General features: G+C 65.4%; 13 protein-coding genes and 4 tRNA genes. 8 read left to right on the top strand and 9 right to left on the bottom strand.

Features of this window, described 5'->3' with window-relative positions:
- Positions 1–132 precede the first annotated feature (132 nt).
- The 3 genes from ACFWVD_RS13590 to ACFWVD_RS13580 form a co-directional block, all read right to left on the bottom strand.
- Positions 133–207 (bottom strand) — tRNA-Val (locus tag ACFWVD_RS13590).
- 1 nt (position 208) lies between these two features.
- Positions 209–279, bottom strand: a tRNA-Cys gene (locus tag ACFWVD_RS13585).
- A 42-nt stretch (positions 280–321) separates the two neighbouring features.
- Positions 322–393, bottom strand: a tRNA-Gly gene (locus tag ACFWVD_RS13580).
- A 192-nt stretch (positions 394–585) separates the two neighbouring features.
- On the opposite strand from ACFWVD_RS13580, the gene ACFWVD_RS13575 reads away from it, so the two are divergent.
- From ACFWVD_RS13575 to ACFWVD_RS13560, 4 genes are all read left to right on the top strand, one after another.
- Positions 586–780 carry a hypothetical protein gene (locus ACFWVD_RS13575; protein WP_379242364.1) on the top strand — a complete coding sequence of 65 codons (195 nt, stop codon included), beginning with the start codon at positions 586–588 and terminating at the stop codon, positions 778–780.
- Positions 777–1,151: a type II toxin-antitoxin system death-on-curing family toxin gene (locus ACFWVD_RS13570; protein ID WP_379242362.1), complete on the top strand. Its 375-nt coding sequence runs from the start codon at positions 777–779 to the stop codon at positions 1,149–1,151. Before ACFWVD_RS13575 ends, ACFWVD_RS13570 begins: the two co-directional genes overlap by 4 nt.
- A gap of 114 nt (positions 1,152–1,265) precedes the next feature.
- A tRNA-Val gene (locus ACFWVD_RS13565) sits at positions 1,266–1,337 on the top strand.
- Between the two features lie 352 nt (positions 1,338–1,689).
- Complete coding sequence (locus ACFWVD_RS13560) at positions 1,690–2,088, top strand: hypothetical protein (RefSeq protein ID WP_379242360.1); 399 nt, start codon at positions 1,690–1,692, stop codon at positions 2,086–2,088.
- Positions 2,089–2,228: 140 nt separating this feature from the next.
- Here the strand turns inward: ACFWVD_RS13560 and ACFWVD_RS13555 are convergent, their stop codons facing one another.
- Positions 2,229–2,888, bottom strand: coding sequence for a TetR/AcrR family transcriptional regulator (locus ACFWVD_RS13555; protein WP_379242358.1), 660 nt, complete (start codon positions 2,886–2,888; stop codon positions 2,229–2,231).
- Positions 2,889–2,996: 108 nt separating this feature from the next.
- On the opposite strand from ACFWVD_RS13555, the gene ACFWVD_RS13550 reads away from it, so the two are divergent.
- The gene (locus tag ACFWVD_RS13550) at positions 2,997–3,890 is read left to right on the top strand and encodes an alpha/beta fold hydrolase (RefSeq protein WP_379242356.1); all 894 of its coding nucleotides are present in this window, start codon (positions 2,997–2,999) and stop codon (positions 3,888–3,890) included.
- A 198-nt stretch (positions 3,891–4,088) separates the two neighbouring features.
- Complete coding sequence (locus tag ACFWVD_RS13545) at positions 4,089–4,793, top strand: hypothetical protein (RefSeq protein WP_379242354.1); 705 nt, start codon at positions 4,089–4,091, stop codon at positions 4,791–4,793.
- Positions 4,794–4,834: 41 nt separating this feature from the next.
- Here the strand turns inward: ACFWVD_RS13545 and ACFWVD_RS13540 are convergent, their stop codons facing one another.
- On the bottom strand, positions 4,835–5,329 hold the full coding sequence (locus tag ACFWVD_RS13540) for a hypothetical protein (protein WP_379242352.1): 495 nt from the start codon (positions 5,327–5,329) through the stop codon (positions 4,835–4,837).
- A 215-nt stretch (positions 5,330–5,544) separates the two neighbouring features.
- Here ACFWVD_RS13540 and ACFWVD_RS13535 point away from each other — a divergent pair, with 215 nt between their 5' ends.
- Positions 5,545–6,855, top strand: coding sequence for a DUF1254 domain-containing protein (locus ACFWVD_RS13535; protein WP_379242350.1), 1,311 nt, complete (start codon positions 5,545–5,547; stop codon positions 6,853–6,855).
- Positions 6,856–6,992: 137 nt separating this feature from the next.
- Here ACFWVD_RS13535 and nhaA read toward each other — a convergent pair whose 3' ends face one another.
- The 4 genes from nhaA to ACFWVD_RS13515 form a co-directional block, all read right to left on the bottom strand.
- Complete coding sequence (nhaA, locus tag ACFWVD_RS13530; RefSeq protein WP_379242348.1) at positions 6,993–8,285, bottom strand: Na+/H+ antiporter NhaA; 1,293 nt, start codon at positions 8,283–8,285, stop codon at positions 6,993–6,995.
- A 357-nt stretch (positions 8,286–8,642) separates the two neighbouring features.
- Positions 8,643–10,934: an esterase-like activity of phytase family protein gene (locus ACFWVD_RS13525; protein WP_379242512.1), complete on the bottom strand. Its 2,292-nt coding sequence runs from the start codon at positions 10,932–10,934 to the stop codon at positions 8,643–8,645.
- Positions 10,935–11,103: 169 nt separating this feature from the next.
- On the bottom strand, positions 11,104–11,679 hold the full coding sequence (locus ACFWVD_RS13520; RefSeq protein ID WP_379242346.1) for a TerD family protein: 576 nt from the start codon (positions 11,677–11,679) through the stop codon (positions 11,104–11,106).
- 126 nt (positions 11,680–11,805) lie between these two features.
- Complete coding sequence (locus tag ACFWVD_RS13515) at positions 11,806–12,276, bottom strand: MarR family winged helix-turn-helix transcriptional regulator (protein ID WP_379242344.1); 471 nt, start codon at positions 12,274–12,276, stop codon at positions 11,806–11,808.
- Between the two features lie 83 nt (positions 12,277–12,359).
- On the opposite strand from ACFWVD_RS13515, the gene ACFWVD_RS13510 reads away from it, so the two are divergent.
- Positions 12,360–13,976 carry a DHA2 family efflux MFS transporter permease subunit gene (locus tag ACFWVD_RS13510; RefSeq protein ID WP_379242342.1) on the top strand — a complete coding sequence of 539 codons (1,617 nt, stop codon included), beginning with the start codon at positions 12,360–12,362 and terminating at the stop codon, positions 13,974–13,976.
- Positions 13,977–14,075: the final 99 nt, after the last annotated feature.

Below are 14,075 nucleotides of genomic sequence, written 5' to 3'. Positions count from 1 at the left end.
GACGCCGTGTGCCGATACTAGGGGAGCGCACCGTCAAACCGTGCAGACAGTGATCTGGGTTACAGACGCCGCCCAGATCGGCAACGCAAACAAGTCAGGCCCCCTCGAAAGGGGGCCTGACTCGTAGTACGGTGGTGCGCGATACTGGGATTGAACCAGTGACCTCTTCCGTGTCAGGGAAGCGCTCTCCCGCTGAGCTAATCGCGCGAGGTGGAGACGGGAATCGAACCCGTGTGCACGGCTTTGCAGGCCGTTGCCTCACCACTCGGCCACTCCACCGTACAAAGGAGGATGGGGCTAAAGTGCCTTACCTACCTCTCGAGCGGATGACGAGATTCGAACTCGCGACCCTCACCTTGGCAAGGTGATGCGCTACCACTGCGCCACATCCGCATTTACTTCACACTGAGGAGAGCGGCTCTGCCTCTCGGTTTCGCTGCTCTCTGCGGTGCGATGAGAACATTAGCCGACGTTCACCACAGACTACAAATCGCCTGGTAGATGGCCCTAAATGTGAATTACTCCGGTGTTGTTCGGGTCGTCGAGGGCGTTCGGCGGTGATACCTACCTGATACCATCATCAGTATGGCAATGACCTTGAGGCTCAACGATGACGACGACAACGCGTTGACCGCCCAAGCTGCTCGCGAGGGTCGCAGTAAACAAGACCTGGCGCAGGAGGCGATTCACGTGTATCTCACCCGCCGCTCAGACGTGTTCGCGGCGATGCTCAGTGAGGAGATGACACTCCATGCTGACCTGATGGAGCGGCTCAAGTGACAGTCGCCTACCTCGACATCTCTGAACTTCTCACCATCGCTGCAGCTGTGAACGGCACCGACGCGTCGGTCGGCGACTATGGGTTGTTGGCGTCGGCGGCGCATCGACCGCAGGCGACAGTGTTCGGCCAAGACGCCTATCCGACCTTGCACATGAAGGCTGCCGCGCTGCTCCATTCGATCGCCCGCAACCACGCATTGGTTGATGGCAACAAGCGCACTGCCTTCCTCGCTGCCGCGATGATGCTCCGAATCAACGGCGTGCGACTGCGGCCCATGCCGACCGAGCAGGAGATATTGATGAACGAGGTCGCCACGGGCGTCGTCGATGTCACTGAGATTGCCGACCGACTGAAGGCGTGGTCGGCCTGAGTGTCGAGGGCCCCGAACCATAGGTTCACCAGCCGATTTGGTGTCTTACCGGTGCCTCATGCTAATGTTCCATCTCGTTCGAGCGGCCATCAAAACCCGCCCGACACAAAGTTCGGTCCCATAGCTCAGCGGGAGAGCGTCCGCCTCACACGCGGAAGGTCGCTGGTTCGAAACCAGCTGGGACCACATTACACCCCCTGACCTTCGCAGGTCAGGGGGTGTTTTTTGTTTCTATCACAGTTGGAAGACTGGCCGGTTTTCTGTGCGACTTTCGCCCTGATTTACCGCCTGATACCGCGGTTAGGGGCACGCGGGGGGCACGCGGATACGACCCCGGATCGATGGATCGCCTACCCGAGCCGTCCGGATCGGGGCGGCTGGCTGCCGGTCGACCGGCAGCCACTCAGCAGGCGGGAATGCGCGACTGTCCGTCGCGTTCAAATTCCTTGTAGCCATAGAGTTGCTGTATCTGTAACGGTCGGCTGTGTGGTTTGGATGTACCCGCGGAGTATCCGAACTACAGATGAGGTGAGCGCAGGTGCGTCGAACAGTCGGAACGTCGGCTCTGGTGGGGTTTGCTGGGTTGTTCGTCGCCATCGCGGCGGCCGGTGCGGCGGCAGCGCAGCCTTCGTACCCGGCGGAAACGCGGTTACAGGTACCCGGGCTGATCGTTGCTGCCAACCCCGCCAACGGGGCCGCGCTGGTGCAGCCGACGGTGTCGCACGGACACGGCGCGATCTATCCGACACCGGCGGGCCACGGGTACGTCTACACCTGGCAGAACCTGTCCACCGGTGCCTCGGGAACGATCACCGACTGGTCAGCCGATCGCGCCGAAATCATCACCGGACCGGGCCAGATATTGGTCACGGCCACCCTGCCGGGCCTCGGCGGTTTCCAGACGCCGAGCGTCGGAACTTTCTACGTCGCAGGCTGACGAAGATGTTCGGACACGGCAAAGATCTACAGGCGGCCGGTGAGGTGTTCGCGCGCACGCTTCCGGTCGGCCCGGAGTTGGCTGCCGCGGTTACTCGGAGGCTAGCGCGTTAGCAGACCCGCATCGCTCAGATCCTGCGATCAGTGGTGGGTCGCTTCCGCTCGGTCACCCTCGACACCGAAGGTGAGGTCGAGAAGGCGGTCCAGGAGTCCGATCGCGGTCTGTGCGGTGCCGAAACCTTGGAGCATTCCATGGGCGAGGCCGCCGGTTGCCATCGCGATGAGCTCCGCGTCGCGCTCAGGATCGCAGGACGCCGACACATCGTGGGCCTGGTCCCGCCGGAGTTGCTCGGCGACGATCGCAATCAAAGCCCGGGGTGCAGCGAAGGTTTCTTCGGCGGTGATGCCCTGGCCGCAGATCGCTGCCCAGGCGAACGCTCCGAGCACGATGGTTTCCGCGCGGCGCTGGTCATCGAGGGGGAGTAGTTCGGTCAACACCGCTCGGACGGTTTCACGGGGCGTGGCTTCCGCGCCGAGTGCGGTCCATCGCTTCGTGAACCGAGCGCCGGCGTCTTCCATCACCGAGCGATGGGTCGCCAGCAGAAAGTCCCTCTTGGTGCCGAAGTAGTACTGCACGACCCGCACTGAGAATCCGGATTCAGCGGCGACGGTCTGAAAGGTCACCGCGTCAAGTCCACCGGCGACGATCACGCGCCGCACAGCATCGGTGATCTCCCGTCGCCGCAGTTCATGGTCTACCAATCGTGGCATCAGCGCGGTCACCTCGCTGTTGTGGGTCATCGTGGACGCATCAGCCTAGACGGTATACCCATACCGCCTTAAGGGGTACGCTTATACCGGTTAATGCGGTACGGTCATACCGTAAAACGATGAAAGGGAGGGAACACGATGCCGAAGATCGGGCGATTCACCAGTGAGGAAGCGAAGGCGACCTTCCTGAGCGTCTACGACGCCATAGCGGCGAAATGGCCGGTGCCATCGACCACTGTCGACGTCGAAACGTCGTTCGGGACGACACGTGTACGCAAATCCGGGAAGGGGGAAGGCGCGCCGATCATGCTGCTGCCAGGTATCGGCGGCAACGGCCTCGTGTGGTCGCGGTTCATCAAGGATCTGGCACGAGACCACGTCGTATACACCCCCGACGTTATGGGGTGGGCCGGGAAGTGTGTGCAGACAGCACCATTGCGCGACGCGGAAGATATCGCGAAGTGGATGGGCGAGGTGATCGTCGGCCTCGGCGAGGATCGTGTCCATCTGGTCGGAAACTCCCTGGGCTCCTGGCTGGCCGGTGCGACCGGGGTGTACCGCTCCGAGCGTTTGGCGAGCCTGACCTTGTTCGAACCGAGCGCGGCAACATTCGCCAAGCCGCGTTGGAGTCTGCTTTTCAAGTTCATCACGGCGGGCATGCGCCCGACTCCCGAGAAGATGCGGAAGTTCACCAAGTGGTTGATGCCTGGTTACGAGCCCACCGATGAGGAGTTCGCGGGCGCCATGGCGACTATGAAGTTCCGTATGGCGACGCCGTGGGACCGTCCGTTCACCGATGATCAGCTTGCGGCCATCACCGTCCCGACCCTGGTGCTCTTCGGCGCCGAGACCGTCGTCAGCGATCCAGAGCTCGGAGCGGCTCGCGCCCGCAACCATATCCCGCAGGCTGAGGTTCAGATCTATCCCGGTATCGGACACGATCTGTTGTGGGCAAATCCAGACCAGGTGATCCCACGGATCCTGCGCTTTACCGACAGCCATGATCCTGTCCGAGCGAACCGCTCTCGATAGACGGGCGAGCGTGTGAGGCGAGATCCGCCTCACACGCTTACGTGGGCCAACCTTGCGCAACGGGTTCGGTAGGGCCAGGCGCGAGGTCAGAGCCCTAGCGGCGATGGCCTGCCGTTTTCGTTGAATACATGTTGAATAGCGGTCCCGAAGTGACCTGCGCGCCGTCACCGACGTCGGTGCCGATGGCAGTATGCGGGTGTGGGTGATTTCTTCGAACGGGTTGTCGATCTCGAGGTAGCTGCCGTGGACGCGGGCGCGTTGGCGCAGCGAATGGTCGACTGGATGGTGTCGCGCGGGTGGCTCCTTCGGGAAACCTCGGGCGACGCGATGTACAGCCTCCAGGTCGACGAGGGGTATCTCCCGGGCCCGGCTTGGGCGGAGATCGCCAACCACTGGGGCGACGATTGGATCTGCGGGCCGGTGGCGGTCATCGTCGGGCGCAACGCGCACTATTCCGGTCAGGGCGGCATCGAACCTGCGGGCGCCACCTGCCCGCAGTGCGCGGTAACGACCGTGATCATCGACTACCCGCAAGCCTGGGAAGCCGATCCCGCAGTGTGGCAACCCTTTTCGGACGCGATCGACTCCTGGCGAGACTCCGGCGAAGGCGCCGCCCCCTGCACCTTCTGCACCACGAACAGCCCGATCACCACCTGGCAATGGGACGACGGCTTCGCCCTGGGCGCCCTCGCCTTCGACTTCTGGGGCTGGCCACCTCTCACCGACGAATTCATCACCGAATTCACCGCCCGACTCGGCCATCGCATCGAACATCACACCGGCAAGTTCCGAGGCAGCGCGGCTTCTGGTGCGGGGGTATCGAACGCGACACGGTCCGGGTCTCGATTTCAGACCCGGACCGTTTTCTGTGGCGTCATGCGTCAGAGCAGATCACTGTGGTGACCAGTTCCCGCGCATAGCGATGGTGCAGTCGATTCCCAGGATCAGGGAAGGACCTGCGGGACGACGTCCGGGGCGACCGCGCCCACGAGCATGCCGATCAGGGCGCCCTGCAGGGCGGGGCCGAGGGCGCACAGCGGGATGAGGGGGATGCCGACGATGGTGAGGGCGCAGATGGTCGCGCCGATCACTGCTCCGACGACCGCACCCGCGGCCGCGCCGTTGGCCATCGGATTGGGGTTGGCCGCGTTCGGATTCGTGGCGATGTCCTCGAGATCCGCCGCGACCGGAGTGGCGGCCGGGGTGATGGGCTGTTCGGCGACCGCCGCGGCCCACAGCTCGACGACCGGAGCCGTCTCCTGCTGGACCGGAACCAGTTCCTGCGAGGCCGCGACCATCTGGATGACCGGGGCCTGCTGCGGGGCGACGCCCGCGACGTCGGCAGAAGCCGTCCCCGCGCCCGCGAAGGTCACAGCGACCGCCAGGGGCAATGCCGCGATGAGAGCCTGACGGCACAATTTGCCGGTAGTCCGACGCATGATTTTCCTATCCACCTGTACACGCCGTATTCCGTTGGCGTGCTGAACGTTTGCTGTACTGATGACAGCAAAGCAAGTTCTATCCGATCATGGTCGCCGCAACCAAATCCTCGGTCTCGGGCAAATTCATCCGCTGTGGGTGAGGTTTCACGCGGCCCCGGCACCGACAATGGACGCGGCCACCCATCGGGGCCGTGATCTGAGACGGAGGCGCGATGAGTGTGTTGTCCAGTGATCTGCAAACCTTGAGCTACGAGGCGTATGTCTACTTCTACTCGGTGGTGACCATGGATGTCACCCGCCAGCAGCAGACGAACTCCCCGACCGGGTCCACGCCGGGTTTCGGGCCGCCGAACCAGTTTCATCACATGCGCGAATTGCCGGATGTCGATTTCCGCGGGGTCGTACGCCCGAATTTCGACACGCTGTACTCGTCGGCGTGGTTGGACCTCACCCACGGTCCGGTCCAGATTCATATTCCGGACAGTCACGGCCGGTATTACATGATGCCCATGCTCGACGCCTGGACCGACGCGTTCGCCAGTCCGGGGAAGCGAACCACCGGCACCGAGGCGCAGGATTATGTCGTGGTCGGGCCGGACTATCGCGGGCAGTTACCCGCCGGCATCGCGGTGATTCAGGCGCCGACCCCGATCGTGTGGGTGATCGGGCGAACCCAGGCGAACGGCCCCGACGACTACGCGTCGGTCAACGAGTTCCAATCCGGTCTGCGGATCATCGAGCTCGGCGACCGCCCACCCTTTGTCCCCGATCCGGCTCTGGTCGGCGAGATCGAACCGCTGCGCGAGGTCAACGAGATGCCCGCGACGCAGTTCTTCGGCCACGCGGCCACCGTCTTGCGGATGATTCCCCCGCACCGCACCGACTTCTCCATCCTGGCCCGTATCTCGTTGCTGGGTATCGTCGCAGGTCAGGACTTCGACGCGACGCGGTTCTCCGCCGCCGAGCTGGCCGAGATCGAGGCGGGCGTGCGTGCGGCGCGTGCGGATCTGCTCGCCGCGCGCACCACGATGATCCCGCCCGTCGACGGCTGGATGAGCATCCTGTACACCATCGGTGTCTACGGCAACGACTACTTCCGCAGGTCGGCCATCACCCTGCTAGGCCTGGGCGCCAACCCCGCCGAGGACGCGATCTACCCGCTGCTGGTCCGTGACGCGACGGGCAACCCGCTGGTGGGCGACAACGACTACGTGCTGCACTTCGATGCCGGGAAGCTGCCGCCTGTCGCGGCGTTCTGGTCGGTCACGATGTACGACCTCGAAGGCTTCCAGATCGCCAACGAACTGGACCGCTACGCGCTGGGCGACCGAGATCCGCTGAACTACAACGCCGACGGATCGCTGGACATCTACATCTCGCACACGAACCCGGGCCCCGATCGGGTGGCGAACTGGCTGCCCGCGCCCACCGGCCCCCTTGGCATCACATTGCGCCTGTACGCGCCCGACGCCGAGGCCCTGAACGGAACGTGGACGCCGCCGCCGGTGCGCCGAACGTCATGACGGTGACCCGAAACGACCGAGGTGGTCGACAGCTCAGCTGAGGTGACGTTCGGGTTCAGCCCATGGTGACGTGGCGCAGCGATTCCGCTGGGGTCATGCAGTGCTCCTCGTCGAGCGGTCGAGGGTGGTGCGCCGCATCAGCGCGGGTGTTGGTACACGTCGGGGATGCCGTCGCCGTCGTCGTCGCGCGCTTCGGCTTCGTCCAACGCCCGGTAGACCCGGTTGCGGGCGCGAAGCACGACGGTGGCCAGGATCGCCGCGGTCACGGTGCCGAACAGCACGCCGATGCGGACGTGATCGGCGCTGGTGTGGTCACCGGCGAAGGCGAGTTCGCCCACCAGCAGGGACACGGTGAACCCGATGCCGCCCAGCAGGGCCACACCCGCGACATCGATCCAGGCCAGTTCCGAATCCAGTTCCGCGCGGGTGAGTTTCGCGGTGAGATAGGTCGTGGCGGTGATGCCGATCAGCTTGCCCGCGACCAGGCCCGCGATGATGCCGAGGGTCACCTTGTCGCCGAGGGAATCGGTGAGCCCGGTGAGCCCGCCGACGGTGACACCGGCGGCGAAGAACGCGAAAACCGGCACCGCGAAGCCGGTCGACAGCGGCCGGATCGCGTGTTCGAAACGTTCGGCGGGCCCGTGCTCGTCGGGTTCGCCGTGCTTGGCCAGGACCGGGACGGTGAAGCCGAGCAGCACACCCGCCACGGTGGCGTGCACGCCCGACAGATGCACCAGCCACCACGCGACCAGCGCGAGCGGTACCAGCAGCCAGGGGGAACTGATCCGGCGTTGCACAGCGAGCGCGAACAGGGCGATGGGAACGACCGCCGCGGCGAGGAACGGCAGGTCCAACTTGCTGGTGTAGAAGATCGCGATCACGGTGACCGCGAGCAGGTCGTCCACGACGGCGAGGGTGAGCAGGAATGTGCGCAGCGCGGCGGGCAGGTGGGTGTTGATCACCGCCAGCACGGCCAGCGCGAACGCGATATCGGTGGCGGTCGGGATAGCCCAGCCGTCCACCGCGCCGCCACGGTTGATCAGCACATAGATCACCGCCGGGCACACCATGCCACCGATCGCGGCGACCACCGGCAGCGCGGCCCGCCGCGGATCACGCAGGTCACCGGCCACGAACTCGCGTTTGAGTTCCAGACCCACCACGAAGAAGAAGATCGCCAGCAACCCATCGGCCGCCCACTCGCTCAACGACAGGTTCAGATGCAGCGAGGCAGGCCCGATATGGAAGTCGCGCAGCGCCTCATACGCACCCGACCACGGCGTGTTCGCCCAGATCAGCGCGATGATCGCCGCGATGATCAGCAGCACACCACCCACGGTTTCGCGCCGCAGCACCGAGGTGAGCCGTTGGGTTTCGGGCCAGCTGCCGCGAGTGAGGACCGTGCGACGTGTCTTCGACGGCGGTGTCATCGGACCACCGCCGGAAACAGTCGGTCGAGAGAGCCTGAGCTGCGCATCAAGAGCAAGAGTGGTTACCCGTCACCAATCGAACCCCACTCGACGGAGCTCGAGTCGGGGTTGCCGACCAGACTTCCCGGCGCACCTGCCTGTAAAGATGCCTTACCAGCTCACCCACCGCAAACCCGACCCGTCGCCGCCCGACTTCGTCACAGGAGGTTTCACACATGTCAGGGCCGTGCACTCAGGTCAGCTCGGCGAAGCGTTCTACCTCCTCGATGCGGCCGAAACGATCACGGCCGTGCCGGACCGAATGGATTCCGCAAAAGAATGCGCGGGGAGGGACGCCGCCGTCCCTCCCCGGAGGGATCAGTTCAGCTTGCCCAGGCGCAGCAGTACCGTTTCGCCGGTGGCGGCGTCGAGACCGTCGTTATCGGTCACGGCGTAGAGCTCACCGTTGCCAGCGATGGTCAGGCCTTCGACCTTCTCCTGCACCCAACCGTTGGTGGCACGCAGGGCGGGAACCAGGTCACGGACCTCGGTCTTGGGCAGCACCGCGGGCGCGGTTGTGCCGGTGACGCCGGGCGTGGTCGGGATCTGTACGCGGGTAACGGATTTCAGTGCGGCGGCCGGACCGTTGAGCTTGTCGCGTTCGATCAGCAGCAGCGAATCACCGTCGACCACGATCTCGGACAGGCCGATCCAGTCGCCCTTGACGTCGGTGGAGTCGAGTTGGTAGCCGTACCACTGCCATTCGCCGGTCTTCGGGACGAACTTACCGATCCGCGCGACACCCTTGGGGTCGCCCTTCACTTCGCGCTGCACCGCGACCCACACGGTCTCGTCGGCACCGGACCCCTGGACCGCGACACCTTCCAGCCCCTGCTTGCCCAGCCCGGCGGTGATCTCGGCGGGCAGTGCGATCCGCTGCTGCACCGCGCCGTCACCGGCCACGCGGACCAGTTCGTTGCCCGGGCCTTCCTTGCCCTCGACGGCGAGGTAGAAGCCGCCGTCCCTACGAGCGGCCAGGCCTTCGATGTCGAAAGTGACGGGCTTGCCGCCTTCGGTCACCGGAATCTGCTTGTCGATCAACGCGGGCGTGACCGACACGTCCATGCTCAGGATGCGCGACGGGCCGTAGGCGATATCGGACGCGGTGAACAGCCGGTCGGCGGCGGCCGGGTCTGCGCTCAGCGCACCCAGTGCACCCCAGCCGATCGGCGCACCGGCGATATCAGCGGACACCACCGACGGGAACTGCGGCGTTTCCGACCCGGCGAAATCGGCACCGAAGCCGAACATCGAGACCGTGCCGCGCACAAAGCTTTCCGCGGAGTCCTCTTCGGACGAGACCGCGAGCAGGTTGCGCGAGGGGATCGGCAGAATGCCCTCGGGGCCCACACCGGTCGCGAGCACCTGGCGGAACACCGGTGCCTTCACATCCGAAACATCGTATGCCGCAACGAAATTGCTGCGCTCTGAGCCGACGAGCACCACCGGCTTGCCGTTGAGTTCGGTGACCGCGAGACCTTCGGGCTCGGTGCCCTTCTTGCCCGCGCGACCATCGTTGAACAGGCCCACCCGCGTCGCGAGCTGTTCGAAGGAGTTGCCCGCGTCCCAGACCACCTCGCCGGTCTTCGCGTCGAAGATGGTCCAGCCGCGCGTGCCGCCCTTCCAGTCGCCTTCGTTGGCGGTGACCACGTGATCGTCGCCGATCCAGCCGATGGTGTCGGGTTCGCGCGGCTGCGCTTCCAGCTTGCCGGTCTGGTCGATCAGACCGTCCTTCTTGGTATCGACGCCGTCCAGCGCGACCTTGCCCGCCGAGAAGATCTTGCGCACGGTGCCGGTGGCGGCGTCGATGATGGCGATGCCGTTGTTCTCCTGCAGGGTGAGGGCGACCTCGCCGCGGGAGTTGAACGTGACGTACTCCGGCTCGAGATCCTCGGGCGCCGTCAGACCGGCAGCGCGCGCGGCGGCCTCGTCGATGCGCAGTTGCTTGGCGGCCCACTGCTGCGGGGCGCCGGACAGATCGAGCAGCTGCACGAAACCGGTCGGCGGCTGCGGCAGATCGCCCTCCTTGCCGCCGGCCGGGGCGAACTTCTCGTCGCGCTGGTTCTCCATCGCGACGGCGGCGTGCTTGCCGTCTTTGCTGATCGCGATCGAGTCCGGCTGACCGCCGAGATCGATGCTGTGCACCTTCGTGCGATCGCTGATCCGCACCACATCCAGGCGTCCGGACGGTGCGGCGAAGTCACCGCCGCTGCTGTCCACGACCACCAGAACATGTTCTCCCACAACGGCTACCGAGGTGGGCTGGTCATCGGCGTGGCCCAGCTGCGCCAGCGACAACGTGCCCGCGCCCTTGGAGTTCTTCGGGTCACTGAGGTCGAGGAATCCGATGCGCTTGCCGCCGGCATCGGTGTAGATCAGGGTCTTGCCGTCGGCGGTGACCGCGGAGATCTCGGCGGAGGTCTTGTCGTCCGCGGCGGCGTCGGCGGGCCGGTTCTGGAAGATCGGGTACGTGGCCAACCGGTGGTAGCTGGTGGTGGCGTCGCGCTCCCAGCCCGGCGCCGCGGCGGGCCCGGTCGGATCGTCGGATCCGCAGGCGACGGCCAGTACTGCCACCGTCGCGATTGCCGCACCCAGACGCCACTGTCTCATTCCAGCCACACTCAACTCCTAGCCAACGACCTCGTCCCCGCCGATGGGGACCGGGCGATCGTTGCGGAGTCGGGTAGCCGTTCGGTAGCCGTCGAATGAACTGGGGGATGCGAACCGCACTCATCGTGAGGCGAGCCCGCACGCGCGGGATCGCCTCACGAAAGGCTTGTCAGAGGTTGACGCCGAAATCGCGGGCGATGCCTTCCAGGCCCGAGGCGTAACCCTGGCCGATGGCGCGGAACTTCCACTCGGCGCCGTTGCGGTACAGCTCGCCGAAGACCATCGCGGTCTCGGTGGAGGCGTCCTCGGACAGGTCGTAGCGGGCCAGCTCTTCGCCGTTGCTGCGGTCGGTCACGCGGATGTAGGCGTTGCGGACCTGGCCGAACGACTGGCTGCGGGTCACACCGTCGTAGATCGAGACCGGGAACACGATGGACTCGATCGTGGGCGGGGTGGCGGCCAGGTCGACGTTGATGACCTCGTCGTCACCGTCGCCCTCACCGGTCTTGTTGTCACCGGCGTGCTCGATCGCGCCTTCGGGCGACTTCAGGTTGTTGAAGAACACGAAGTGCTTGTCGGAGGCGACCTTCTTGTCCGGGCCCAGGCCGATGGCGCTGGCATCGAGATCGAAGTCGGTTCCGGTGGTGGTCCGCAGGTCCCAGCCCAGGCCTACGGCGACCGCGGTGAGATTCGGCGCCGCCTTGGTCAGCGAGACGTTGCCACCCTTGGACAAACTGACACCCATACAGATTTCCCCTGTCGAATCATCGCGGCACGAAGGGTGCCGACCACTCGAAACTAGCACGTGACACCGACAGTCCCGGCGGGTCGACAAGCGCGCGAACATCCTTGAAAGGCCACCGATTCCGACTCAGGCGGTCGGGCCGTCCATCGATGACCGCAGCCGCCCCAGCAACGTCTGGAACTGTGCCAGTTGGGCCGGTGTGTAGTCGGCCAGGATCGCGTCCTGCGCGGCATTGATCGGACGGAAGAACTCGTCGGCCTGCCGCGCGGCATTCTCGCTGCAGCGCAACGTCACCACGCGGCGATCGGTGTGCTCGCGGCTGCGGATGATGTAGCCGGCTTGCTCGAGCCGGTTGAGCAGGGTGGTCATCGCGCCCGAAGTCAGCGTGATCCGCTTGCTCAGCAGCGCGGGGGACAGCGGTGCGCCCGCCTGTTCCGCGGCGGCGATCTCCATCAGCGCGAACGCGTCGGTGGAGTGCACGCCGAGTGTCTCCGCGAACCGGCGGCCCAATTCGGTGAAGCTCGCGCCGTAGTCGATGAGCCCGGCGGCCAGGCGTTGCCGCTGGACCGCGACATCGTCGGATGTCTGCTTCGCCATGCCGTCCTCTCGTTCGTCGCCGATTGACAACCTACCGTCCCGCATCTACCTTCATCATAAAGTAACTTGATGACGGAGGTAATGTGTCGAACGAAATCGAGACTCCACCGCTGCGGTTGTGGTTGGGGCTGATCGCCGTCTCGCTGGGCGTGGCGCTGATCGTGGTCGACCTGACGATCGTGAACGTGATCCTCGCGCCGATCGTGGATGACCTGGGCATCACGTCGATTCAGGCCCAATGGATCCAGGAGTCCTACGCGATCGTGTTCGCGGCGCTGCTGCTGTTGGCGGGCAGGCTCAGTGACCTGTACGGCGCGCGCAAACTATTTCTGATCGGGTTGGTCGTGTTCGGCGCCACCAGCCTGCTCGCCGCCATGGCGCCCAGCGGTGGCCTGCTGATCGTGGCCCGTTTCCTGCAGGGTGTGGGCGGGGCGATGATCCTGCCGACGTCGCTGGCGCTGGTGAACGCCGCGTTCACCGGAAAGGCGCGCGGGCAGGCGTTCGCGATCTGGGGATCAACGATCGGCGCGGCCGCGGCGGTGGGCCCGTTGCTGGGCGGGTGGCTGGCCGACTTCTCGTGGCGGTGGGCCTTCGGGATCAACATCCCGGCGGTCGCGGTGATCATGGCGGCGGTGCTGATCTATCTTCCCTCCGCGCCGAAGAATGTGGGCCGCGTCGACTGGCTCGGTGCGGTGCTGTCGGCAGTGGGTCTGGGTCTGCTCGCGTTCGCCATGATCGAGGGTCGGCACTACGGGTGGTTGATGGTCACGCAGCCGTTGGGGATCGGGGAATTCGTGTGGCGCAGTGGACCTTCGCCGGTTCTCATGGCGTTCATCGGTGCTGTTGTCGTACTGGTGTTGTTCTGGCGCAGGCAGGCGATGCTCGGTCGCGCCGGCGGCGAACCGTTGGTCGATGTGCGGCTGTTCTCGATCGATTCGTTCCGCAAGGGCAACGTGGTGACGTTGATCGTCGGCCTCGGCGAATTCGGCATCATCGCGGTCCTGCCGCTGTGGTTGCAGTTCGCCCTCGACTACACCGCGCTGCAGGCCGGCCTCGCGCTGGTGCCACTGGCGATCGGTAGTTTCGTCGCCAGCGGCGCGAGTTTCTCACTGACAGCATCGGTTTCGGCCCTGGGGCAGGTCCGGATCGGCTTGCTGCTGGAAGCGGCGGGCCTGGCCCTGCTCGGCCTGTTCGCCGCCGCGGACACCAGCTGGTGGGCGATTGCGGCGGCCCTGTTCGTCTACGGCATCGGCGTCGGCTTCGCCACCGCCCAGGTCACCAACGTAGTGCTCGCCGACGTCCCGACCGACAGCGCGGGCCAAGGCTCGGGAATCCAAAGTGCCGCACGAGAACTCGGCTCAGCCCTGGGGATAGCTGTGCTCACCACCCTCTACTTCAGCACCCTCGGTACCGACCTCCACCACCGCCTCACCGACACAGGCCTGCCCGAATCCGAGGCCGCCCACCTCTCCTCGACCGTCACCGACAGCGCGGGCTCGATAATCCCCACCCTCGCTGAGAACCCCCGAACCCTCCCCCTCGCGGAGGCCGCCCGCGCGGCCATGGCGGCAGGCATCGAGATATCGAGCTACCTGTGCGCCGGTCTGCTCGTAATCGCCTTGGCGACAACGGTATTCGTCGCACCTGCCCGAAACGAACCCGAGTCCGACATTTCTCGCGCCGACGTAGCAACCAGTTGACCGCAGCGGGAGGGGGCGGAGGAGGGGTGGGGGGGGAAGGGGGAGAAGGAGGGGGGGGGGGGGGGGAAAAGAACAAGCACGAACAGAGAACCGAGGACA

The sequence above is a fragment of the Nocardia sp. NPDC058666 genome, assembly GCF_042714895.1.
Taxonomy (GTDB): domain Bacteria; phylum Actinomycetota; class Actinomycetes; order Mycobacteriales; family Mycobacteriaceae; genus Nocardia.
Note: the sequence above shows the minus strand (reverse complement) of the source record. Positions and strands in the feature narration are given on the sequence as shown.